Source organism: Sphingomonas sp. QA11 (assembly GCF_028473665.1).
Lineage (GTDB): Bacteria > Pseudomonadota > Alphaproteobacteria > Sphingomonadales > Sphingomonadaceae > Sphingomonas > Sphingomonas phytovorans.
The window spans coordinates 14026-36636 of the sequence record NZ_CP098774.1 but is presented as its reverse complement, the minus strand read 5'-3'; the positions used below and the strand labels follow the sequence as shown (position 1 = coordinate 36636).

Annotated in this window: 28 protein-coding genes; 9 read left to right on the top strand and 19 right to left on the bottom strand. The window is 60.4% G+C overall.

Going from position 1 to position 22611, the window contains the following annotated elements:
- Positions 1 to 22: 22 nt before the first annotated feature.
- From NDN01_RS00215 to NDN01_RS00175, 9 genes are all read right to left on the bottom strand, one after another.
- Positions 23 to 916: a haloalkane dehalogenase gene (locus NDN01_RS00215; protein WP_272625134.1), complete on the bottom strand. Its 894-nt coding sequence runs from the start codon at positions 914 to 916 to the stop codon at positions 23 to 25.
- A complete protein-coding gene (locus NDN01_RS00210) occupies positions 913 to 1452 on the bottom strand; it encodes a TetR/AcrR family transcriptional regulator (RefSeq protein WP_443025179.1) in 540 nt (179 codons plus the stop codon). The genes NDN01_RS00215 and NDN01_RS00210 overlap by 4 nt, the downstream gene beginning before the upstream one ends.
- A gap of 142 nt (positions 1453 to 1594) precedes the next feature.
- Entirely contained in the window at positions 1595 to 2215 is a 621-nt protein-coding gene (locus tag NDN01_RS00205) for an SGNH/GDSL hydrolase family protein (RefSeq protein WP_272625132.1), read from the bottom strand.
- Positions 2216 to 2224: 9 nt separating this feature from the next.
- Positions 2225 to 2593 carry a nuclear transport factor 2 family protein gene (locus tag NDN01_RS00200; RefSeq protein ID WP_272625131.1) on the bottom strand — a complete coding sequence of 123 codons (369 nt, stop codon included), beginning with the start codon at positions 2591 to 2593 and terminating at the stop codon, positions 2225 to 2227.
- Positions 2594 to 2665: 72 nt separating this feature from the next.
- On the bottom strand, positions 2666 to 3142 hold the full coding sequence (locus tag NDN01_RS00195) for a hypothetical protein (protein ID WP_272625130.1): 477 nt from the start codon (positions 3140 to 3142) through the stop codon (positions 2666 to 2668).
- Between the two features lie 96 nt (positions 3143 to 3238).
- Positions 3239 to 5176, bottom strand: coding sequence for an elongation factor G (locus tag NDN01_RS00190; protein WP_272625129.1), 1938 nt, complete (start codon positions 5174 to 5176; stop codon positions 3239 to 3241).
- A gap of 197 nt (positions 5177 to 5373) precedes the next feature.
- Positions 5374 to 5859 carry a hypothetical protein gene (locus tag NDN01_RS00185; protein ID WP_272625128.1) on the bottom strand — a complete coding sequence of 162 codons (486 nt, stop codon included), beginning with the start codon at positions 5857 to 5859 and terminating at the stop codon, positions 5374 to 5376.
- A 207-nt stretch (positions 5860 to 6066) separates the two neighbouring features.
- Complete coding sequence (locus tag NDN01_RS00180; protein WP_272625127.1) at positions 6067 to 6702, bottom strand: rhomboid family intramembrane serine protease; 636 nt, start codon at positions 6700 to 6702, stop codon at positions 6067 to 6069.
- Positions 6699 to 7697, bottom strand: coding sequence for a threonine dehydratase (locus tag NDN01_RS00175; protein ID WP_272625126.1), 999 nt, complete (start codon positions 7695 to 7697; stop codon positions 6699 to 6701). Before NDN01_RS00175 ends, NDN01_RS00180 begins: the two co-directional genes overlap by 4 nt.
- Positions 7698 to 7794: 97 nt before the next feature.
- Between NDN01_RS00175 and NDN01_RS00170 the strand changes: the two genes are divergently transcribed.
- On the top strand, positions 7795 to 8622 hold the full coding sequence (locus tag NDN01_RS00170; protein WP_272625125.1) for a helix-turn-helix domain-containing protein: 828 nt from the start codon (positions 7795 to 7797) through the stop codon (positions 8620 to 8622).
- A 291-nt stretch (positions 8623 to 8913) separates the two neighbouring features.
- Positions 8914 to 9216 carry an Lrp/AsnC family transcriptional regulator gene (locus NDN01_RS00165; RefSeq protein WP_272625124.1) on the top strand — a complete coding sequence of 101 codons (303 nt, stop codon included), beginning with the start codon at positions 8914 to 8916 and terminating at the stop codon, positions 9214 to 9216.
- Here NDN01_RS00165 and NDN01_RS00160 read toward each other — a convergent pair.
- Complete coding sequence (locus NDN01_RS00160) at positions 9205 to 9576, bottom strand: winged helix-turn-helix transcriptional regulator (RefSeq protein ID WP_272625123.1); 372 nt, start codon at positions 9574 to 9576, stop codon at positions 9205 to 9207. The two genes, NDN01_RS00165 and NDN01_RS00160, sit on opposite strands and share 12 nt — an antisense overlap.
- A 91-nt stretch (positions 9577 to 9667) precedes the next feature.
- Between NDN01_RS00160 and NDN01_RS00155 the strand changes: the two genes are divergently transcribed.
- The 3 genes from NDN01_RS00155 (at position 9668) to NDN01_RS00145 (ending at position 12593) form a co-directional block, all read left to right on the top strand.
- The gene (locus tag NDN01_RS00155) at positions 9668 to 10666 is read left to right on the top strand and encodes a quinone oxidoreductase family protein (RefSeq protein WP_272625122.1); all 999 of its coding nucleotides are present in this window, start codon (positions 9668 to 9670) and stop codon (positions 10664 to 10666) included.
- Positions 10667 to 10778: 112 nt separating this feature from the next.
- On the top strand, positions 10779 to 11747 hold the full coding sequence (locus NDN01_RS00150; protein ID WP_272625121.1) for an alpha/beta hydrolase: 969 nt from the start codon (positions 10779 to 10781) through the stop codon (positions 11745 to 11747).
- Positions 11748 to 11849: 102 nt separating this feature from the next.
- Positions 11850 to 12593 (top strand): SMP-30/gluconolactonase/LRE family protein, encoded by a 744-nt coding sequence (locus NDN01_RS00145; RefSeq protein ID WP_443025178.1) that lies wholly within the window; start codon positions 11850 to 11852, stop codon positions 12591 to 12593.
- A gap of 7 nt (positions 12594 to 12600) precedes the next feature.
- Here the strand turns inward: NDN01_RS00145 and NDN01_RS00140 are convergent, their stop codons facing one another.
- The 3 genes from NDN01_RS00140 to NDN01_RS00130 all read right to left on the bottom strand — a co-directional run bounded on the left by NDN01_RS00140 (position 12601) and on the right by NDN01_RS00130 (position 14968).
- Complete coding sequence (locus NDN01_RS00140) at positions 12601 to 13389, bottom strand: TetR/AcrR family transcriptional regulator (protein WP_272625119.1); 789 nt, start codon at positions 13387 to 13389, stop codon at positions 12601 to 12603.
- Between the two features lie 83 nt (positions 13390 to 13472).
- Complete coding sequence (locus NDN01_RS00135; protein ID WP_272625118.1) at positions 13473 to 14009, bottom strand: GyrI-like domain-containing protein; 537 nt, start codon at positions 14007 to 14009, stop codon at positions 13473 to 13475.
- A gap of 347 nt (positions 14010 to 14356) precedes the next feature.
- On the bottom strand, positions 14357 to 14968 hold the full coding sequence (locus tag NDN01_RS00130) for a GNAT family N-acetyltransferase (RefSeq protein WP_272625117.1): 612 nt from the start codon (positions 14966 to 14968) through the stop codon (positions 14357 to 14359).
- A 121-nt stretch (positions 14969 to 15089) separates the two neighbouring features.
- Here NDN01_RS00130 and NDN01_RS00125 point away from each other — a divergent pair, with 121 nt between their 5' ends.
- Together NDN01_RS00125 and NDN01_RS00120 are read left to right on the top strand one after the other, a co-directional pair.
- Positions 15090 to 15755, top strand: a complete 666-nt coding sequence (locus NDN01_RS00125; RefSeq protein ID WP_272625116.1) for a TetR/AcrR family transcriptional regulator — start codon at positions 15090 to 15092, stop codon at positions 15753 to 15755.
- A gap of 144 nt (positions 15756 to 15899) precedes the next feature.
- Positions 15900 to 16811: a LysR family transcriptional regulator gene (locus NDN01_RS00120; RefSeq protein ID WP_272625115.1), complete on the top strand. Its 912-nt coding sequence runs from the start codon at positions 15900 to 15902 to the stop codon at positions 16809 to 16811.
- Positions 16812 to 16842: 31 nt separating this feature from the next.
- On the opposite strand, the gene NDN01_RS00115 is transcribed toward NDN01_RS00120, so the two are convergent.
- Complete coding sequence (locus tag NDN01_RS00115) at positions 16843 to 17040, bottom strand: DUF2274 domain-containing protein (RefSeq protein ID WP_272625114.1); 198 nt, start codon at positions 17038 to 17040, stop codon at positions 16843 to 16845.
- Positions 17041 to 17153: 113 nt separating this feature from the next.
- Between NDN01_RS00115 and NDN01_RS00110 the strand changes: the two genes are divergently transcribed.
- Entirely contained in the window at positions 17154 to 17675 is a 522-nt protein-coding gene (locus NDN01_RS00110) for a GNAT family N-acetyltransferase (RefSeq protein ID WP_336298336.1), read from the top strand.
- The gene (locus NDN01_RS25925; protein ID WP_443025177.1) at positions 17650 to 17817 is read left to right on the top strand and encodes a TetR/AcrR family transcriptional regulator C-terminal domain-containing protein; all 168 of its coding nucleotides are present in this window, start codon (positions 17650 to 17652) and stop codon (positions 17815 to 17817) included. Before NDN01_RS00110 ends, NDN01_RS25925 begins: the two co-directional genes overlap by 26 nt.
- 238 nt (positions 17818 to 18055) lie before the next feature.
- Here NDN01_RS25925 and NDN01_RS00105 read toward each other — a convergent pair whose 3' ends face one another.
- From NDN01_RS00105 to trbL, 5 genes are all read right to left on the bottom strand, one after another.
- Positions 18056 to 18298 (bottom strand): DUF2274 domain-containing protein, encoded by a 243-nt coding sequence (locus tag NDN01_RS00105; protein ID WP_272625113.1) that lies wholly within the window; start codon positions 18296 to 18298, stop codon positions 18056 to 18058.
- A complete protein-coding gene (locus NDN01_RS00100; RefSeq protein ID WP_443025270.1) occupies positions 18295 to 19437 on the bottom strand; it encodes a TrbI/VirB10 family protein in 1143 nt (380 codons plus the stop codon). Before NDN01_RS00100 ends, NDN01_RS00105 begins: the two co-directional genes overlap by 4 nt.
- Before the next feature lie 80 nt (positions 19438 to 19517).
- Positions 19518 to 20567 carry a P-type conjugative transfer protein TrbG gene (gene trbG, locus NDN01_RS00095; RefSeq protein WP_272625111.1) on the bottom strand — a complete coding sequence of 350 codons (1050 nt, stop codon included), beginning with the start codon at positions 20565 to 20567 and terminating at the stop codon, positions 19518 to 19520.
- Complete coding sequence (gene trbF / locus NDN01_RS00090; RefSeq protein ID WP_272625110.1) at positions 20564 to 21247, bottom strand: conjugal transfer protein TrbF; 684 nt, start codon at positions 21245 to 21247, stop codon at positions 20564 to 20566. The genes trbG and trbF overlap by 4 nt, the downstream gene beginning before the upstream one ends.
- Positions 21247 to 22611: a P-type conjugative transfer protein TrbL gene (trbL, locus tag NDN01_RS00085; protein ID WP_272625109.1), complete on the bottom strand. Its 1365-nt coding sequence runs from the start codon at positions 22609 to 22611 to the stop codon at positions 21247 to 21249. Before trbL ends, trbF begins: the two co-directional genes overlap by 1 nt.

Genomic DNA, 22611 nt, shown 5'->3' with positions numbered 1-22611 from the left:
TCTGTGAGCTAGCGCGGCTGGCTCAGGCCGCTCGTGAAACTTCATTGCGGGCAATCCAGTCTGCCACCGCATGGCCGATGGTTTCGGGGTGGTCTTCCTGGAGATAGTGGGCTCCCGGACCCAGTTTTATCAGTTGGCAGTTGGTGAGCCCCGCGGCAAATGTCTGCGCGAAAGCTGGCGAGACGAGTGCACCGGGATCGCCGGTAAAGAGGATCTTGGGATATACCGACGCTTTGAGAGCTTCATGCGCTTGCTCAAGCATGGTCGAGACGTCGGCGGGCTGGCCTTCGATGGGCAACTCGTTGGGAAGGCGCCAGACCGGTCGGCGATCGTCCGGCTTGGCAAAGGGCGCGCGGTAAACCGCCATCTCGGCGTCGCTTAGTGGACGCAGCACCGAACCGGGCAATACCGTCTCGATGAAGACGTTGCGCTCAATGATTGCCTGCTCCCCCTGACCAGGTGTCCTGAATATCTTGAATGCCTCGCGCGCCGTCAGAGATTGATGAAAGTCTTCCCAACGCGCGAAGGGCCGGATGAACTCCATGAACGCCAGTCCACGAACGAAATCAGGGCGACGCGCTGCGAGATGGAAAGCCAGTGCCGTTCCCCAATCCTGGGCAACGATATAGGCACACTTGATACCAGCAGCCTCAATAAACGCATCGAGGTACCGCACTTGGTCGGCAAAGCGATACGCGATATGCGGTTTTCCAGATTGCCCGAACCCGATGAGGTCGGGGGCGATGCAATGGGCAACCGGCGCGACGAGAGGCATAATATCCCGCCAGATAAAAGACGAAGTCGGATTGCCGTGAAGGAACATAGCGACGGCGTCTGTGTGACGTCCGCATTCCCGACACGCCATATGCGATCCCAAGACAGGCAGTTGCGGCAAGGTGACATCAGCAAGCGTCATTTTGGCTCCATGAAAATAGTGGCGAATGCGATTTTTTTGAAGCGTTCCAGGGCATCGGGACGGCGCTCCACTTTCATGCGGAGGATCGCGCCTTCCCAAGAAGACAGGAGGAAGTCGGCAAGATCATCCGGGGTGAATGCCGTGGCGATCTGGCCCTGCGCCTGGCCTTCTGCGATGCAGGCCGAGAACCGGGCACGCCACTCGAGGAAAATCGTTTCGAGCCGCAACCGGATGGTCTCGTTGAGCTGTGTCGCTTCGGCGCTGAAGTCGCCGATGAGACACCCACGCTTCAACCCGTCTCGATCGAGTTGCTCGATGATTATGTCGAGATAGCGCTCAAGCCGCTCCCGCGGCGAGATGCTCCGGTCGTCCAGCGCTTGGCCGACCAAGGCCATGACGTGGTCGAAATAGGCATCGAGTACAGCAATGCTGAATGCCTCCTTTGAGGCGAAGTGATTAGTAAAGGACCCTTGGGGGGCACCAGCTTCGGCAACGACGTCGCGAACGCTTGCGGCGGAGTAGCCTTTGACCAGCATGACCCTCAAGCCGGCGGATACGATGTCAGGACGGAGAGATGTTCTTGGCATGCACAATTAATACGGACGTCCGTATTGAAAGTCAACCCGCTTGCTCCTCGTCCCCGAGAAAGGAGGCGCAACTAGATAAGCGCGAGGCGTACTAGTTCGACGTGACTTGGAGTGGATGCGTGGACAGCCATCGAGCGATGTATTCCGCCTCGATCTCCTGACCTTTGTCGTTGCGATGAATGTGGTCCGACCGCGTGTCGTCGCCGGAGAGATCGGAAAGAAAGCTTTCCTGCGTTGCCTGGTCGAAAGTATTGTCAGGAAATTCCGCTAGAATCCGCGTGTTGATCGACTGGAGCACCGCCAGTGTCAGGCCATCTTCCCGCCCCCCTGAAACGGGCACCTGCGGGAGGATCAAGAGTTTGGCAGGGCTGGCCGTTTCGGCAATGCGATGAAGGTGCTCCAGATACGCGTCTACCGTTTCCCCCGCGTTTCGGCGATCATAGATGATCACCAACTGAGCCGACTTTGTCTGCGGGCTTTCCATGCTTTTGAGGATGGCAGTGATAGAAAAGCGGCTGCGCGAGTGATTTTCGATAACCGGTCCTGCTGGCAGTTTTTCCAGCATCCGGTCGAACCAGCGGGTTACGGCCCCATCACCCTTACCCGTGCTGTCCCCGAAGATGACGATCTCCTGCGCCGCAGCAGTCAGGCTGAAGGAGGCGACCAGAACGAAGGCGAGGCTGGCAGCCCAGGGATTTGCGCGCTTGAGCATGTCTCTCTCCTAAATCGATGCCATTCTGGAAGGGTCGATACGGTAAGTACCAAACCCCTGAACGATCATCGCCCGGTGAAAAATCAGAACCTCATTCGCCTCGCGACCGTCCTGGTTCACAAAATTGATGGTCATACAGTCCACGCCCTCATAGACCGCGAGGACCTCGAAATGCAGGTTAGGGATCAAGCGAAGGCCCTCGCTCCAGTAAGCCCGGAGTGCCGTCTTTCCGATAACCGTCCCACTCGACCCCGGGACCAATTTTGCTGCGGCAGGCGACTTGAACACCACTGAGTCATCGAAGCGCTGCAAGAGGCGCTCGAGGTCATGCGCATTCCAGGAAGCACGCCATTCGTCGGCATAAGCCAGCAGGTCCATAACTGTTCTCCGTTCCATTCTGCGATTGAAAAGCCGGCAGAATGGGAGCGACGCAAAATCGCTCCCACATACTCATGTCAGCGACGGACGCTGTGTCGTGCCGCGCAATTTGATCAACCGGGCAGTCACGGGCGCTAGCAATAGACCGAGATAGGTCAGCGTGATCCACGGCTGATTGCCGATATAGTAGTCGGAAGGTGGCAGACCCCAACGTGTCGAACCGAGAATGCCCACGTAGACGATTGCGTCGATCACGATGGCCGTCAGCGCCCACGCCGACCCGACACGCCAGGCGCTTGCCTTGGCATGGTGATGGTTCAACCAGAGGGCCGTGCAGACAAAGATCACGAACGAGATGAGAGCATGCCAGGGCACGGTGGCCTGATAAGCGGGATCTTTGAGCCAAGAGAGGCCGATCTCGTCAGCGCTCGGCAACCTGACTATGGCTTGGTAGGAGAGCGTGACCGCGGAGTTCACGATGTTTGTCAGAAGGTAGGCGATGATGAAAAGAACCGCCGGTCGAACGGCGGCTTGGAGCTTGGTGCTCATGAATTCTCCTATTTGTTCATACTATACACAGATAGCCCCGAGTCGAGTTGAATACAAGCTTGGTCGGCTTGGCGATTCTGTCGGCCGTGATCCTGCTTACCGATGGACTGAGGTGAGGTACTGCGCTCGAACAAAGGGGTTCGGTCCTGTCCGGATTCGGGCAATAGGCACTGACATAGGGTCGTAGCGATCGAACTCCGCCTCGATGCTGCCACTGCCTCCCGTCATGCTTGGAAGCTGCTTTTGTACCGCTTGGAGCCGACCGGTAGGCAGCGTTCCTTGAAGGATCGCGGCACTCGACAGGACCTCGGTCGACAAAAGTGCCGCCCCATTTCTTCCGAGCAACACGATGAGGGCCCCCATCACGTCCGACGGCACCTCGACGCGAAACCGGCTGATTGGCTCACAGACGACGGTTCCGGCTTGGGACAGGGCCGCTGCCAGGACGAGTGGTGTCAGATGCCGGAAATCGGCCGCGGTGCTGATCGGAGCGACTTGACCCGCGAGAACCATCGTGACTTGAGCATCGATGACCGGCCAGCCATTCATCCCCTGTTTGAGTGCATCACGCGCGGCAGTCTCGACGGCCCGATAGAACCCGGCCGGCATAAGTCCACTATCAACCTCGAAGGAAAAGCGATTGCCAGTTCCGACCGGGCGGGGCGCAACGCGCAGACCAATGGTGGCGACGAATGGGTTTGCATCCCTGAAGGCGATCTCGGTGGCCGTGCCTGTCGTTAGCAACCGCTCCACGCAGACGACGGTACTTTCATCAAATTCCGCGGCCACGCCGAAGCTCTGCTCTAGCGTCGTCGCGATAACCTCCTTTTGCACCTCGCCGTAGAGCGAGATGAACATCTGCTCTCGCTCCTCGTCGTGGCGCAGATTGATGAGCGGATCCTGTTCTGCGAGCTGTGAGAGCGCGCTCCACAGGAGTTGGCGGTCGCCAGGTCGCTTGGGCGCAACCGCCGTTTCCAGAGTGGGCGGTGCGAAAGAGTGCGTCCTGTCGTCGGCCTTGTCCTGGCCGACGACATCCCCGATGGACGCGCCGGCAAGGCCGCTGATGCGTCCAACCTCGCCGGCTCGCAGAAGGCTGGCGGGCTCCACTCGGCCCCCGGCAAAAACGTGTATGGCGGTCACCCGTTCAGGGCCACGGGGCAGAGCCACCACGTCGCGGGTGCCGATGGTGCCTGAGGTGAGCGAGAGATAGGCCTGCTTCTCCCCGCCCCACCCTCGGTCAATCTTGAATATCTGCCCTGCCACGGGGCCATTCGCGTCCGGTTCTCGAGATGGCAGAATTTGCTCAATGGCAGTCATCAGGGCGGGGACGCCGGAACCCTCGCGAGCTGAGCCGGCAAACACGGGAATAACGTCACCTCGACGGACCTGTTTGACGAGGTGTTCCCGCAGGAATTGGTCAGTCATGTCCTGAGGACGATACACATAGGCGTGGAGCAGGTCTTCGTCCTGCTCCGAAAGCACATCTATCAGTGCCTGCTGCGCGTCGAGCGCCGTAAAGTCATGCCCAATCGCAGCCGCGGCGCCCGTGCCCGCATGTTCAACGGAACACATGGCGAGCGGGCGCGCGCCCGACAACAAACCGATACCCTCGACCACCGCAGCGAAGTCCGCCCCTCTGCGATCGATCTTGTTCACAAAGAAAAGGAAAGGGACGCCCAATCGCCGTAGGGCGCGCACAAGCAGACGTGTCTGCGCCTGTATGCCTTCCACTGCGGATACCACCACTATCGCGGCATCGAGCACCAATAAGGCGCGCTCAACTTCTGCGATGAAGTCGGGGTGTCCGGGCGTATCGAGAAGGTTGACCTTGGTGCAACCAATCGTAAACGCCACCACCGCGGACTTGATGGTTATGCCGCGCTGACGCTCTAACTCAAGTGAATCGGTTTGCGTATCCCCGCCATCGACGCTTCCAAGGCGGGAGATAACGCCAGCGTCAAAGAGTAGGCGTTCGGTCAGGCTGGTCTTGCCAGCATCCACATGGGCCAGAATGCCCAGATTCAACACGCGCATCGTTCATCATCTTCTCAAAATCACAGGGGGTGCTCAGACGAGAAGAGACGCGGGGCATGTCATTTTCCTTGATATGAACGAGGGGCATACGACGGCGGGCCTGGCTCAGCACAGCGATCCATCACCGAGCGCTTTGCGATATTGTGTAAACCATGCACAGAAATCAAGTCCTGGTAAGAGCCGTGGGTGTGAAAGGACTACGCCGGTATGGTCTGGACGAGACGCATCCGATTTTCGTGGATGACCAGCGCAGAAAGGATCCCCGTCTCGACCGGCACATGTGTCAAAATTGATCCGGTGGTTGTTCTCAGTATCGACCCGCGAGACCGGCGTGGCCGTGGATGAAGGCCAAGTTGTCTTCGTAGGGGCCGCTCGATGGTCGAGGTATCAAGTCCATCTCGAACCCCTTCGCACCATTCTGCAAGATCGGAAACGCCAAATTCATCGAGAAGCGCGCGTCCACCATGCTGCATCCAGCGGCTGAATGCGGGAGGATCCTCTGCATCGAGAAGACGCAGAAGCCGGTCTTCGTGAATGCAGAGCAAACGGTGGTTTTGCGCTCCGGCCAGACCACGTCGGGCGAAATCTAGCGCGCGACGGCTCTCTGGTCTTTTGTCGATCAGATCGCCCAGATACACTCCAGTGGCCTGTGCGGGCGCCAGCCACGACAGCATCGATTGCAAAGCGTCTTGCCGTTCCTCAAAAAGGTCGGCTCGGCCATGGACATCACCAATGGCTATATAGACCTACCCCGTCTCCAACCGCCTGATCGCGGGTGTCCAGTCGGAAAGCTGGATGGACAACGCTCTTACCTCCTTTAATCGGCTGTAACCGCGTGGGGTCCTGTCAGAAAATGCTCCAGAGATGCATCGGGTTTTGGGGCGTGGACCTTAGCTCCTGGCGCGACGCGATAGCGACAGTGACAACACCCCAAAAAGGGCACCAAGCAACATGCCTGCAACGTGGCCAGGCTTTGGATAGCCTCCGGACATGAAGTCGAGGACAAGCCCCGGGATGAGCGTGAACGCCACCAGCACCCAACCCCGCAAGGGCCGTATCGCATGGCCAAGAACAAGGACTGCTGCGCAGCCGGCGAACGCAAATGTCGCCTGTGAGGCACCCGTGCCGATGTCCCAAGGTGCCTCTACCAAAACTGGGCTTATCAGTGTGGCGAGCCCCCCACCGACCAGCCAGACGATAAGTACCCACGTTCCGCCGACAACCCGCTCGACTTCCCTGCCGACGATAAACAGGGTGATTACATTGAGCAGCATATGTCCCATTTTGGCGTGGACAAGCTGCGCTGAGGCCAGTCGCCATACCTCGAACCGAGACATATCGGCGATGGCCAACCCACCGTAGCGGTGCAACTCGTCGACACTAACGGTGGCCAGCACACTCCCTTTAGCGGCGAATGCCACTCCCATCGAGGTCGCGACCGTGGCGGCAGCCAGCAGCAGGGAAACGCCCAGAATTCGCGCGGAGGGTGTCTCCAGCGATTCGGGTCGGGACGTTCGGTAACTCATGCGATTGGCTCCAGTGACATCGTTTGGGCACCCGGTTGCGGCGTGGCACCAGACAATACAGTTGCCATTGCCCTTCGATCGATATTGCCACCTGTGAGGATCGCGGCGACTCGCTTACCGCGATAGGCGCTCCGATGCTTAAACACCGCGGCATAGGCAGCCGCACCTGCTCCTTCCGCTAGATTGTGGGTCATTTCATAGATGTCACGGATGGCCTCAGCGATCTCCCATTCCGTCACGCGGACGACGTCCTCAGCCCCGGCAATTACGGCTGCCAGTGCTTCCTCGTGGGGCTCGCGACACGCGAGACCGTCAGCAAAGGTGGTAGCGGCGGCGAGCCTTACGCTGCGGCCGGCGTAGGACAAGGCGAAGGCTGGCGCTTTATCGGCCACAACCCCGATGATTTTTGTCTTGAGACCGAGCAAGTCGCGCATGCCGATCAGGGCGCAGATGCCACTTCCCATGCCGACCGGCACGAACACCGCATCCAGTTCCCCGATGCCCTGGAACAGTTCCAGCGCGTACGTGGCCACCCCACGAGCGATGTCCCGATGAAATGAGGGCACCAAAGTCCAACCCCGTTCCGCAGCTTCCTCAGCGGCGATGCGGCGCGCGTCGTCGAAGTCGTCTCCCGCGACAAGCAAGGTGCCACCGAAGGCTTCCATCGCCCGGTTTTTCTCGATGGAGTTGCCGCGCGGGACCACGATCAGGGTCTCGATCCCGGCCGCTGATGCCCCCATTGCGATGGACTGGCCATGATTGCCCCGCGTTGCGGTGACAAGCCCACCGATCTCCAAGGACTGACGCAGGGCATCGACGTACACCAGGCCACCGCGGGCTTTGAATGACCCTGTGGGTGTATGATTTTCATGCTTGAGCACGAGCTCGACGCCCGTCTTGCGGCGCAGTTGCGGCCAAAAATACGCGGGCGTGGGTGGCACCGTTCGGCGCACCACCTCAAGAGCATTGTCGATCTCGGCCCAGTCGAATTTCATTTTAACCTCCCGCGCGGACGCGTACCTATCCCTCTGCGGCATCCAATTGACTTTCATGCATCGCACATGAATTGTGCATATACTACGCAGATGTCGAATGGTGCCGAAAATGTCCGGCTTTCAAAAGCCCCTCCCGCCAGAATCGCTTTCCGGCACAGTTTTCGCCGGTGACTGGGACATCGAGTTCCTCCCTGCCCGCCCCTATGAAGTGAGGTACCGGGCCGAGCGCGCCTCCATCGGCTTGGCTGTCGACCCCCAGATGGGGGTTCACGCCATTGGCACTGATCGTCGGCAGGCCTTTCGCGCGCGGGTCGGAATGGTGGGATTCATTCCGGCAGGCTGTGACGTCTATTCCGCATCTGACCAAGGGGGAGATTATCTGAGGCTGGTTTCGTCAAGCGCCAACTCGATGGCGATCACCTCTGGGGAATCTGAGGACCGAAACTTGCTACGAATGATCTTGGCACTCCGGGCCGAGATGTTGTCCGGGATGGATCCCCTGATCTGCGAAAGCCTCTCTGCTTCAATCGCGTCTCGACTGTACTCGTTGGGGACCGCAAAGATCGGGCCCGGGAAGGGATGGATTACCGCCGTGCGTATGCGCCGCGTCGAGGAGATAATTGCGGCCCGGCTGGGCAGCGCCTTGCTGGTGAGAGATCTCGCAACGGAGTTGGGCCTTTCGACACCGTTTTTCTCAAGGGCGTTCGGTGAGGCCACCGGTCGCTCCCCTCAGGAGCACATCATTCAGCGCCGCCTACAACGCGCGCGCGACTTGGTTCTGACGTCAAATACTTCGCTTGCCATGATTGCTGCCGAATGCGGTTTTTCATCCCAGGCGCACATGACGACACTTTTCGGCCGTCGATTCGGACTGGCGCCCGGGAAATTGCGGAAGAACCGGGATTTCACAAAAGAAACGGCTTGATCGGAAACGGCCCACAAGCGGCAAGAATGAACATTCAAACCTAGCGCGAACCTGCTCCTCTTTAGCGTCTACGGTCGAATTTTTCGGTGGTCAACGCGCTTGGTTCCCGGCCGCGTCCTGCGTCTTTTGCCGGCCCGAAACGACGGTAACGCCGACAATTGCCATCAAGATTATCGCGCCGCCGACGTACTGCAGGCCAATGCCCGACTTTCCACAAAAGAGCTTGCGGGGAAAGCTGGCCCTTCGGCACTGGCAACTGCGGAACGGCGGCGGAAGCTCCAGGAGGTAGGGGTGATCGACGCGTTCACCACCATCCTCGACACCAAGGCGCTCGGCTATCTCGTGGAAGCTATCGTCCGCATCCGGCCGCTGCCCGGCAAGCTACACGTCGTCGAGCAAATGCTGCGGGAGATGCCGGAGGTAACCGAATGCGACAAGGTGACGGGAGACGACGGCTTTGTCGCCCGAATCCTGTCCCGCTCCATCGAGCATCTGGACGAACAGCTCGAGAAGATCGGCAAGAAGGCGGAAACCAGCTCGGCGATCGTCAAGCGAAAGATCGCTTCCCGCCGGCAGCCAGATCTATTGAGCTGAGGACACATCCAACGAGTTGTCGCAGAGCGTGAGCCGGTGCAATTCGCCGACGGCGCGGCTCTGCTCGATTCCCCAGCGATGGAGCATGTCGATCACCGGCGCCACCGTCTCGCCAAGGGGCGTGAGGGCATATTCGACGCGCACCGGGCTTTCCGCGAAGATGGTCTTGCTTACCAGCCCATGCTCTTCGAGCTCACGGAGCTGCTGGAGCAGCACCTTTTGCGAGATGCCCGGGATGAGCCGCTCCAACCGCCCTGGCCGCTGCGCCCTCTCTAGCAGGTGAAACACGATAAAAAGCTTCCATCGGCCGCCGATGACTTGAAGTGCGCGCTCGATCGGCAATGAGGACAGGCGGTTCATCTACTCACCCCGCGGTGTGCGACCCACCAAGAAGTCTGTGGATGCGCCGAATAGTTCTGAGTCAAACGAGATCTCGACTAGGAGACCTCGAATGAAGGCTGTAATTATTGACCGGTTCGGTGGCCCGGAACAACTGCAATTGCGAGAGCTGCCTAAGCCGCTTCCCGCTGCGGGCGAAGCGCTCGTGGAGGTAGAATCCGCCGGCGTGAATTTCGGTGACGTGATGATCCGGTCCGGCGCTGCCGGTCTTCCCGGCGCGGAGAACCTGGTCCTGGGGTCGGAAGCCGCTGGATGGATCGCGGCCGTGGGCACTGGTGTCGATACCGCCCTTCTTGGCCAGCGCGTGTTTGCCGCCCCGTTTGCAGTTGGGCGCATTACAGGCGGCTACACAAGCCATCTCGTACTGCCTGCAGAAGGCGTGTTCGTTCTACCCGACGCTATCGCCTTCGACCAGGCCGTCGCCGTGGGTGTGGCAGGGCTCGCTGCTCTTGAGCTTTCGAAAGCCGTGCCGGTAGCAGGGCGGTCCGTACTGATCCACTCGGCCGCGGGTGGCGTCGGTCACTTGCTCGCCCAATTGGTAGCGCCGCAAGCGCCGGCCCATCTGGTCGCCTCGGTCGGTGATCCTCGAAAGGCCGAGGCCCTCGCATCCATAGGAATTCGTTCCGTGGTCAGCACGCACTCTGACTGGGTGGCCGGCTTTATGGCAATGACCGAAGGCAAGTCTCCTGACGTTATCTTCGACGCGATCGGGGGCACGGTGAGCCAGGAAGGTCTCGCCGCACTAGCCAGAGGCGGTCATTTCGTTGCCTATGGCGGTGCCAGCGGCGACTATGCAGAGGTTTCGAAGGACGCCATGCCGGCCTTCGTGATGGCAGGTCAGACGCTGGTCGGCTATTCCATGGTGCCGATGTTGAGCCGAGCAGACACAACCGACATTCTGCGCACTCACTTTGCGACGCTCCACAACCTGATCATCGACGGCTCACTTACGGTCCATATCGGTCATCGCTTTTCCCTCGACGAAGCGGCCGGCGCCCATCGTCTCCTTGAGAGCCGGGGCTCTAACGGCAAGATCATCCTCAAGCCCTGAATGCGAGACCCTGGGGCAGTCCAACCTATGCAGGCTGGCGTCCCAACGAACCGCCTTGCAAGTCACAACCGTATCACATAACTGTGCATTCCATAAACAGATGTTGGACGGAATGATGCGCGTGGCTGCACTAAAACTGAGAATACTCGCCCGGTGGGCCGCAGCAGTGATCATCGTTCTTCTCATCGCAGGGGTTGGGATGATCGGGTTTACGCTATGGAGCGCCAGTTCGACGATCCTCAACCCACCGGGTCCCGGGGATGTCGGCTCACTTGATGGCTGCCGCGAGCTCACCCGCGAAATGTGGGGGGACGACTGTGGGCGATTGACGGAATTCGCACCGGAGCGGCGGGTGGATTTCGAAATCCAGTCTCCAAACGGATACGTCCTCGCCGGGTGGATTGTTCGCCGCGCTGATGCGCCGGCAGCGGCGGTGATACTCTATGTGCCCGGCGGTGGCAGCGATAGGCGCGAAGCCAGCCGGTACCTGCCGCTTGCGGACAAACTTGGCTTGGATCTCGCAGTCTTTGATCCCGTTTGTCAGGGCCTATCCCCTTGCCCCGTTCCTGGCCTGTCCTACGGTGCACGAGAGTCGATGGACGTGGCCGCCGCAGTTGCGACGCTGGATAGAATCTACGGAGAGGTGGTGGTCATGGGCAGTTCCATGGGCGCTCTCTCCATCATCCGTGCCTTGCCGCAACTCAGGAATGTTCAAGGCGTCGTTCTTGAAAATCCGATGTTGGGCCTCGAGCCGCTGCTTCGCGATGCCCAGCAGTCAAAAGGCATGCCGCCATTCGCGGTCAGCCTGCTGGCGAACCTTGTGACGTGGCGCGGGAAGTTTCCCAGCGTGCCACAGGCCGAGGAGGTGATGCGGGCTTACGACGGACCGCCATTGCTGTTCATACACAGCCAGTCGGACCAGGTGGTACCTTTCGCCCACAGCGAAGTCCTGGCTGAGGCGGCAGGCCGCACCGCGTCAACTTGGTTCCCGATGCGGGGCGACCATGGTGCCGTCTGGAACGCCAATCGAGACGAATTCGAGCAACGCGTGAGGGACTTTCTCGCGTCGACCCTCAATTAGCACCAAGGAAAGCCGATCATGACTTTACGCACCATCCTGGACGACATTTATCTCGGAGAATGCCCCCGCTGGCATGGTGATGAGTTGTGGTTCGCTGACTGGGTGGCCGGCAAGATCGTAGCGGTATCGGAGGCTGGCGCGGCGCGAGACGTCGTCGGCCTGAAATCCCTGCCGCTTTCCTTCGATTTCGGTCCGGACGGGCAGTGCTATGTGGTCAACGCCGCCGCAAAGCGTCTTCAGACCCTAGATGCGGACGCTCTGGTCGATGTCGCAAGTCTCGATGAGGCCGAATATGGATACAACGAGATCGTCGTTGACGATGCCGGTCATATCTATCTCAACAACATCAACTTCGCCTTCCCAGGCGGCGATTTCAGGCCGGGCTTCATCGCGCTCGTCCGGCCAGACGGTTCCGTGGAGCGCCAAGCAGGAGACCTAGCCTTCCCGAACGGCATGGTGATCACCCCCGACGGCAAGACATTGATTTGCGCCGAGTCCTTCAACGGGAACCTCACGGCCTTCGACATCCAGCCGGACGGCACCCTGACCAATCGGCGTCTCTGGGCAAAGATCGACGGCCAGGGTGCCGACGGCATATGTCTCGACGAGACCGGCGCGATCTGGGCAACGTCCGGCCCACGATGCCTCAGACTTGCCGCAGGTGGGGAGGTGCTGGACGAAGTCCCGCTCGACCGCATGGCATTCGCCTGCATGCTCGGTGGACGGGATGGCCGAACCCTTTTCATCTGCGCCAACGAATGGACTGGCAGCGTGGACGTGCGCAAACCCTCAGGGCGGCTTTTCGCGGTGGAGGTGCAGGAGAAGCGGGGAGGCTTTCCTCGCTAGGAATAACTCAGGCCGTTGTCGCGCCGGCTCGGACCTCAAGCCCTGCCAGGAATGTCTCGAGGCCAAAGGCAAGCATTTGGGAGGCATCGATCTCAACCTCGACATATTCTCCCTGACCCACCAGGTCGGCGACCGCGTGGAGGCCTCGTTCATTGAGCAGCCGTTCAAACTCATCAGGGAGTGCCAATCCGCGGGCCTGCTTCTGGTCCGATGCGGTAATAGCGCAAGCCCGTACATGGCTGTCGAGAAACGCGGCTGCACACAACTGAGTCTGCCGATCGAACCCGGCGGCCTGGAGATCCAACAGAAGCGCATCGAGCCACGCCACCGCATTTGGCGTAAACGGAATTCGCACGGGTAGCTGCGCCAGCCAAGCATGCTGGCTGTATCGGCGGACGAGCGCATGCGCCCATGCCCGCACACGGTCCTTCCAGTCCCCCTTGTCCTCAAGATCCGGCTGCCCCAGCGCGGCGTCACGGATCAGCGCTTCGAGTTCCTCACGCGACGACACGTAACGGTAAAGGGCATTGGTTGTGAGACGAAGCGATGCGGCCAGCTTAGCTAGCGAGAACCCTTGATGTCCGTTGATGTCGTAGAGTACGACGCCCGCCTGCACCACCGCCCCGGTGGAAAACGTCTTGCGCGGCCCGGGGCGGACAGCTTGCGTGTCCGAAGCCCACGCGTGCATCAGCGCGTTCGAGCGGGCTGTATCGCTATTCTCGTCTCTCATCGCATCCATGGGGTCTGCCAACATTCCGTGCACCATAGGCGGCGTTCCCGAGAGCTTCAACGCCATCTCGGGAAAGCTTGGTGGAGAATGCTGCCAGCTAGCGATGTCGTTGCGCTGTGACACACAGTGGCGGCGCGCCGAAGATCAGTTTATTTAGCGATCTCCCCACCATGTTGCTGCTCATCTACGAGCTTGATGGCAATGCTCGTCTTGAGCTTCCTGGCGTCCGGCTCCTCAGCCGGGCTGTTGTGGTAAATCTCGAGCCTGTTTGCGAACCATTCACCGTCCCGCCGAGACTTCGAATCAAATTCTAGGCCAACGTGGGAAGCCCACCCCATCAAAACGCCATTCACCGTTACGAGGTCGTCATACGGGCCAAAATAGGTGACCTCAGCGTAACGTCCTGCGGGAAGCAGACCGCTTACAATGTCGCCGCGTTGCTCGATAACTCGATTTGTGGGCACGCCAATCTCCATTTCGATGAGGGGCATAGCCACCAAATTATGCCGGAAAAATATAGGACCCTCTTCGGCAAGTCTTTCCTGCTCAAGAAGACCAAACAACCTACCTATTATTGTCGACACTTCGTTACCGAAGGGAAGTGTCAGTTGCGCTTTAATGGCAACGTAGGGGGTCGTGGTGCGATGGACGATTTGGGGTAAGGAAAGCATGTGGTCGATCTCCATATTGTGGTTGCGAACAATCTGACGGTGCCAGCGGTGCTACGAAAGTCCGGCCCGACTACAACTAGACGAATGAGGGGCGACGATTTCGACTTGCAAAGCAAAATTAGGTCGGAAGGAACCTGGCCCGGAGCACGGCTCGGTGACGCCGCCTTATTGCAGCTCGCCAGCGAAGAAGAGGAATGCAGATTGTAAGGGACCGCTATGTCGCATCCGAAGGAGTGGCAAGCACGTCGACCTCACTTTTTGCGCTGGGGGGCACGGTCGGTTCGGAAACACGACTCTTTTCTAGCCTGATGTTTGGCGAATAGGCGTGAGCTATTTATCAACGGCGATGCAGCGACTAACCTTTAGGATTCGCAGTCGGCGTCTGGGGCCAAACACTCTCCAAGCCGTGCTTCGAGTTTCGACTGAACAGCCGGCCACTCAGCATCAATGATGCTGAAACGCACCGAATCCCGCTTTCTACCGTCCGGCATTATTCGCTCATACCGGACAATGCCCTCCTGCAAGGCGCCCAAGCGGAGAATGGCGGCGCGAGAGCGCTCATTCAGCACATCGGTGGTAAACTGCACCCTGATGCAGCCAAGCGTTTCGAAAGCGAAACTGAGCATCAACAGCTTGGTCTCGGTATTAACGAAGCTCCTTTGCCAGGACGAGGCAATCCATGTTTGGCCGATTTCCACTTTGCGGTTGATCCGGTCGTACTTCCAGAACCGCGTGCTTCCGACCACCGTTGATCCAACCTCCACAACATACGGGAAAGCGGTGCCCGCAGTTCTGTCTACAACCGCGGAAGCGATGTAATTGGCAATCGTCTCGGGCCCCGGAACGTTCGTGACCTTGAGGTTCCAGAGCTCACCGTCTGCGGCGGCGGCTAGCAGTGCGCGGCAGTGCGCGGGGACCAAGGGACAAAGCGTAACGCGAGGGCCTGTAAGTGATTTTAAACTGAGGTTGTCCACGTCGTCTCCCATCGCCCCGTAGGTACAGACGCCTTCGGAACTAAACCGTATAGTATGTTGATGCAAACTAGACCGTATGGTATGATCTGTCGAGACACTTCATTTTGACCTAGGTTGTGCGATGCGCTCTGCGAACCTACTAGCAGCCTTCTCGGAAACGGACGACGAGCTGCGCTCTCCCCGCAAGCGAAAGGCGATCCTGCGCGCATCCGCTGAAGTCTTTCTTAGAAACGGATATCTCGGCACTAGTGTTGACGAGGTTGCCGGTGTCGCGGGAGTCTCGAAGCAAACTGTCTACAAGCACTTCTCCGACAAAGAGAGCCTGTTCAGAGAGCTCATAGTTATCCTTGTGGCGTCTGCTGCTGACACGGTTGAGGCCGGAATGCAGAATTTCGACTTTGATGGGAATATTGAAAGCAGCTTATTCGACTTAGCCGTTCGACAACTAGAGATTGTGATGACGCCGGCCATTATACAGCTCCGCCGACTGGTGATCGGAGAAGTATCTCGCTTTCCCGCTTTGGCCAAGACGTTCTACGAAGATGGACCGGCAAGAACTATCGATTCACTAACAGCACTATTTGAGCGACTGTCGATTCGCGGCTACCTCAACATCGACGATGCTCGTGTCGCTGCTGCGCAGTTCAATTGGCTCGTCATGTCGAGCCCTTTGAACCGAGCGCTCTTCCTCGGCGACGACGCGATCCCAACCGGGAAGGCTCTCCGGAAGGACGCGGAGCAAGGCGTTCGAATGTTTCTCGCCGCATACCGGGCGAAGGCTGCGTGATCTAGGCGTCCCCGACGAGCTTCCTGGAGGATAGTTTGGTTCGATGGTTAACAGGCGACGAGACGCGGATAGGGCGCCGCTGGATCATTTACTGGTCCTCCTATCGTGCCGCGCTGGCCGGGGGGCGGCGATATGAGACATACGATGCGACAACTGCACTACCTTGCAGTGGCGGCCCAAGTAGGCAGCTTCAGAGGTACGGCGGAGATGTGCCAAGTCGATCAGTCAAACGTCAGCCGTGCTTTGAGGCAGCTCGAGGACACCCTTGGCGTCGCGCTATTTGAACGGGCACGCAGTGGCGTGAAGCTCACCCCGGCCGGGCAGCGATTCCTGGCTGAAGTCTCTCCGGCTCTTGAGCAGCTCGAATCTGCAAAACGGTCCGCGCGTGCGGCGCGCCGTGCGGAAGTGGGACTTGTGCGAATTGGTATCCTGACCTCTTTGGCGGGCGGGTTTTTGCGTCACCTCGTTAAGAACTACACGGAAAGGCATCCGCAGGTCAGAATCGACGTTCTCGATGGCGGCCGGCGGGAACATCTCGGAGCCGTACGGGCTCGGCGATTGGATGCCGCCCTTGTCCCGGGATCGGACGCCGTCCGAGGATGCGAAACGCGAGTGCTCTGGCGCGAACGAGTCCATGTTGCTCTTTCCGAAGGCCACCCGCTCGCCGGAAGACGTGAGCTCGACTGGTCCGACCTCAAGGCAGAACACTTCATAGTAAGCCGAGGCGAGCCCGGCCCCGAAGTGCATGACTATATTGTCCGTCGATCGGCCGACTTCAGCACGTACCCCGACGTTGAAGAGAAAGCGGCGTTTCAAGAAACTCTGATGAATCTAGTCAGCCTTGGTCAAGGAATTACTTTAGTTTCGGCAGCGTGGACCGCTATCAAGGTTCCGGGGCTGGTGCTGAGACCGTTAACTGCTCGAGCCGACATCGTCCCATTTAGCGTGGTCTGGTCGGCGGAGAACAGTAACCCAGCTTTCTTGCGATTTCTGCAAATTGCGCAACTACTTGCGCATTACGCTCCGGGATCAACCATGCTTAACGGCGTTCGGTGAGCTTGCTGACACAATGAAACTGCACCTTCGCCTAAGGTCGTGATCTCCGCGCCTTAGCGAAGCCGCGATCGGTGGCGATGAAACGCTGGACCATCGGCGCGATCAGCTTTGCCGGATCTGTAACTGGCTGCCCAGTTTCGCGGGTCAGGACCTCGGCATACGCTACGAGTTCGCGATGCAGCAGTGCCGGCAATTCAATCGTGAGCTTGATCGGCTTTGCGAACAGCATCACTCCCCACTGCTTCAATTGCGGGGGGTCTGCTCCGCATCCAAGGTCGTAGGAAAGTGTGCGGTGATCGAAGCGTCTCGATAATGCCTCTCAAAGGTGGAGTGTAGCCAATTATGCTGAGTTTGATGCCATTCGCGCCTGAGCATTTCTCCGTGCTGTCGAGTTGGTTTTCTTCGGAGAGAAATGTGGTCCAGTGGGGCGGACCGCTAGTCCGATTTCCGATATCCAATGAACAGTTAAGCCAAATGCTAGAGGGTGGTCAGTCCACGCCGCCGGCAAGGCTATGCTGGATGTTAGAGGAAGCTGGCGCGCTTCTTGGGCACGCACAGCTCTCCTTTGATTGGAGGAATGGAAATGCGCTGCTATCCAGAGTGGCCATCGCCCCAAAGGCTCGGGGCCGTCGGCTCTCACGTCCAATGCTGCAACTGGTCGTGCAAGAGGCCTTTTCATACCAAGTCGTTCACCGATTAGAGCTCAACGTATTTACGTGGAACACCCCCGCGATCCGGACGTACGAAGGTTTAGGTTTCCGATTGGAAGGCACACGTCGGGAATCGACTCTAGTCGATGGGGAGCGTTGGGATACTGCGATCATGGCCATGTTGAGAGATGAGTTCATTCCTTCGATGTTGTGATCGTGTAGCCAAGACGTTCTACGACGACGTGCCGGCCCGAACTATCGGTTCGCTGACGACGCTATTTCAGGGACTGTCAAGTCGAGGCCACCTAGACATCGACGATGCTCAAGTCGCTGCTGCGCAGTTCAACTGGCTATGAACCTCGTTAGCCTTGGCCAAGGTATTACTCTGGTTTCGGCAGCATGGACCGCTCTCAAGGTTCCGGGGCTGGTGCTGATACCACTGACCGCTAGGGCCGACATCGCGCCTTTCAGCGTTGTCTGGTCGGCGGAGAACCGCAACCCTGCTTTCTTGCGATTTCTGCAGACCGCGCAGTTACTTGCGAAATGCGCGTCGGGATCATCCGCCTAAACGGTCGCCGCTAAGACCTTCTGACACTATGAAACTTGAGCCTTCACTTGCGGATCCGCTCTTCGTGCCTTGGCGAAGCCGCGATCTGTCTGCATGAAGCGCATTAGCATGGGACCGATCAATTTCAACGGGTCACGTATCTCCTGGTTTGTCTGGCGAGCGAGAGCTTCAGCGTAAGCGATGAGGTCGTTGTGGAGCGCGCCCGATAGCTCGATTGTGACCTTCACCGGCTTGTCGACTTCAATTCGTCCGAGTTTCAGCTTGGTCACGATGACCCTCCATATGGTTCAAGGACGAGATCGCGCGTCACAATCACGCGCACCGGATAGCCGGGTCGGATAGTGAGTGTCGGCGCGACGTTTAGTTGGCGACGCACGATTTGCTGCCCAGCGTCATTGATGGTGTCCTGGCCGCCATTGCGGATCGCCTGGATGAGGCGGTCATCATTGTCCACGGCAAGTTCGGCGCCGACGCTGAGCAGCGTCGAGAGACCTGCAGCTTTAGCAAGATCCCACCAATGGTAGTCGACGCCATCCTGCAGGCCGGCATATCCCTCGGCGTCGGCACCAGGCTGGCGCTCGAGGACGATTGAGCGGCCATTCGGAAAGATGAGCCGGTTCCAGACAAGCAGCACCCGGCTTTGCCCGAACTGCACATTGTTGTCGTACTGGCCGATGACGCGCGTGCCCTGCGGCACGAGCAAAATGCGCCCTGTCGGACTGTCGTAGATGTTTTCGGTCACCTGGGCGGTGATCTGGCCCGGGAGGTCGGATCGGATGCCGGTTATGAGTGCGGCGGATATCACGGCTCCGGCCTGAAGGATGTTCGGCGACGCTGGAGCAAAGACGCGATCGGGGGACACCGTCCGTCGATCGGCCGCTGCGTTGAGGAAGGCGTTCTGGCGATCCTGTGCGGAGGGCGTGGCGGGCGGTGGCGCAAGGCCAAGGCTCGCCAAATCCGGCGTTGGCGGGAGTGCTGGGGCGCCTCCCGCCGCAACGGGCGCCCCCCGGCTTTCCGATCCGGAGAAAAGGCGGCTGGTCCGCGCGGTCTCAATCTCCTGAAGGCGGCGCTGCTCTTCGGCGCTGATGCCAGGATTGGGCGCGGCGATACCGGGTGTGGGCACCGGCTGCCCGCGATCCTGAGTGCTGAGGATCGGTCGGCCAAGGTCGCCGGGAAGCGGCGGACCAAGCTGCGGCACCCCACTGTAATCTCGCGGTAGCCCGGCGAGCCCGTCAGCGGTCGAGCGATTCTCGGTCGAATAGAGTTCGTCGTTCGGCCGACCGGCGTCGCGGGTCTGAAGCGCGTAGATCATCGCACCGCCGAGCCCCACGCTGGCGACAAGACCGAGGCCTGCTAGAACCTTCCGCGACAACCGGGTGACGCGCGGTGGCTCGGCCCGCAGCCGCATCGGCGCAGGCCCGACCGGCTCGCCGGTCAGGGGCTGCGCATCGTCGCCCGGCACTTCCTCATTCCGGGGAGGGTTCTGGCTCACGAGGTCGGCCTCCCGTCGGTGCGGACGATTCTGACGCGCTTCTGATCGCGGCCGGAGCCAAACCGCAGTTCGGCGGCGGCGAATAGCCGATCGACGATCATGTGATGGCCGCGCACGCGGTAGTTCACCAGCTCGGAGGTATTGCCCTCGGGGCCGACGACGAAGAGTGGAGGCATCTCGCCCTGGCCGATGCCGCGCGGGAACTCAATGAAGACCTGGCGGCCGTCGTCGAAGGCACGCAGCGGCCGCCAGGGTGCGCGATCACCCTCGATCGCGTAGCGGAAGTTGACGTTGGCGAGATCGACGCCGCTCGCCACCGGCTGTGCGGCCTGCACCTCGGCATTCTGCCGGCGGAGCGCGATGAGCTGGTCCTGCGGATACTGCCAGGATACGGATGCCATGTAGGTCCGCTCTGTTGAGCGTAGCTCCATGTGATAGGTGCGCATGTTGGTGTTGATGACGAGGTTCGTCATCAGGTCGGCCCGCGTCGGCTTCACGAGGATGTGGATCTGGCGCGTCGCGCCCGATCCGCTCTCGGTGTCGCCGATGATCCATCGCACCGTATCGCCCGCAGCCACGGGGCCGGAGCCGACAAGCTGCTCGCCGGGCTGAAGCGCAATGTCGGTGATCTGCCCGACGGCGGTATAGACCTGATAGAGCGCCCCTTGTGTCCAGGGATAGACCTGCATCGAGTTGATGAAGCCGTCGCGCACCGGCTGGACGCGGGCCGCCTCATTTGCCTGATTGACGCGCGCCGCCGGGTTGGCCGGCTCGGGCGCGCGGCGCGTTTCGGGCACCCGCTGCAACTGACCGGGAAGCGGTAGAGGCCGGGGCAGCTCGACCACGGTGACGGGCGCAGGCGGATCAACGGTCTGTACCGCGGGCGCTGCGTTGTCGTAGGAGATTTCGGGCGGCGGGTTCGTGGTGGCGCAGCCGGCAAGCGCGGTTGTCGCCAGCAGGACCATCGGAATTGCGGCTCTGCGGAGAGCCGGGAGTACAAGTATCTGCGAAGCCGGATTTCCGGCTTTACGGAAAGACGGCTTCATTGCCCAAGCTCCCGTGACCAGTTGATGGCGTTGACGTAGATGCCGAGCGGGTTGGCCCTGAGACGGTCGGCATTGCGGGGTATCTGCACCACGATCGTCAGGATCGCGGTCCATCGAGTGGTTTCGGCGAGCTGGCCGTTCTCGTAGCGGCGCTCCACCCAGGCGACGCGGAAGCTGTCCGGCGAAGCGCGGATGACGCTGGAGACATCGACGGCGACCTGCTGACGGCCGACCCGTGTGAACGGGTCGTTGGACCTGGCGTAGTCGTTCAGCGCCATAGCGCCCCGATCGGTCGTGAAATCATAGGCGCGCAGCCAGTTCTGGCGGACGATGATCGCGTCGGCGGGGATGGAGCGGACCTGTTCGATGAAGCGAGCCAGGTGGAAGGCGATCTGCGGATCGGTCGGACGATAGTCTGCCTCGGCCGGCGCGACGGCCTGGGCCTGGCCAAGCCGATCAACCTGCACCACCCACGGCACGATCGTTCCGCGCGCCGACTGTACGACGAGCGCAGTTGCGAAACCGGCCGAGAGGATCAGCGAGCCGAAGGCCATCAGCCGCCAGTTCTTCGCCTGGACGCGCGAGGATCCGATGCGCTCGTCCCAGATCTGCGCGGCGCGCTGATACGGCGTTTCGGGCTCGGCGGCTTTGCCGTAATGGGTAGAGGGTCGTTTGAACATCAGCGATCGCCTTCGGACAGATTGACGGAGGAGCCGCCGCCGTGGGCGTCGCCGGAGCGGACGGCATGGGCCGTGGCTTGCACGGCATGGGTCATGTGTTGGGAGCGGCGCATCCGCTGCGCCCAAGCGGGTGGCCCGCCGGCATTGGCGGGACCGGCCGGCGCAGCACCGTCGCCGGCGGCATCACCGCCGATCGAACCCATGGTGGAAGTTCCGCCGGTTGCTTCGAAAGCTGCTTTGCCACCGGCGTTGAAGCTGGACTTCATGCTTTCGGCGGCGCGCGATGCGGCTCGACGCAACGGAGAGACAGCCGCACTTCCGCCAGCGCGGGCAACGCCGCCGAGACCGGAAGCGACACCAGCCGCGCCGGACTGACCGGCTGAGCCAAGGCTATAGGCGGTGGAAGCACCGCCCGTGACCGCAGCACCGCCGCGGGCCGCCGCTGCTGCGCCACCGGCGAGCGCCGCGCCGCCGGACGCGGCTGCGCCGACCGCGCCGACGCCTGCCGCGACCATGCCGCCGGCGGCGAGACCTGTGCCGACGGCTGCGCCGGCGCTGAGTTGGGGACCGCCTGAGACGATGCCGCTCGCGATCCCGGGACCGAAGATGCCGAGGCCAAGCAGCGACAGAGCGGCGAGCACGATCGCCATCGCCTCGTCAATCGACGGGTTCTGGCCGCCGAAGCCCGATGTGAACTCGGAGAACAGCGTCGAGCCAATGCCGATGATGACGGCGAGGACCAGGACCTTGATGCCGGATGAGATGACATTGCCGAGCACGCGTTCAGCCATGAAGGCGGACTTACCGAACAGGCCGAACGGGATCAGCACGAAGCCGGCGAGCGTCGTCAGCTTGAACTCGATGAGCGTGACGAAGAGCTGGATCGCGAGGATGAAGAAGGCGAGCAGCACCAGCGCCCAGGCGAGGAACATGCAGGCGATCTGGATGAAATTCTCGAAGAACGACCAATAGCCCATCAGGCTGGAGATCGAATCGAGCAGTGGGCGGCCGGCGTCGAGCCCGGTCTGTGCAACCTTTCCGGGGCGCATGAGGTCGGCCGTCGTGAAGCTGGTGCCGCTGGCCTTGAGTCCAAGGCCGGCGAAGCTCTCGAAGACGATGCGGGCGAGATTGTTCCAATTGCCGATGATGTAGGCGAAGACGCCGACGAACAGCGTCTTCTTCACCAGGCGGGCTATGATGTCGTCGTCGGCGCCCCATGACCAGAACAGCGCCGCCAGCGTCACGTCGATGACGATGAGCGTGGTGGCGATGAAGGCGACCTCGCCGCTGAGCAGACCGAAGCCGCTATCGATGTAGCGGGTGAAGACCTCGAGGAAATGATCGATGACGCCGGTGCCGCCCAT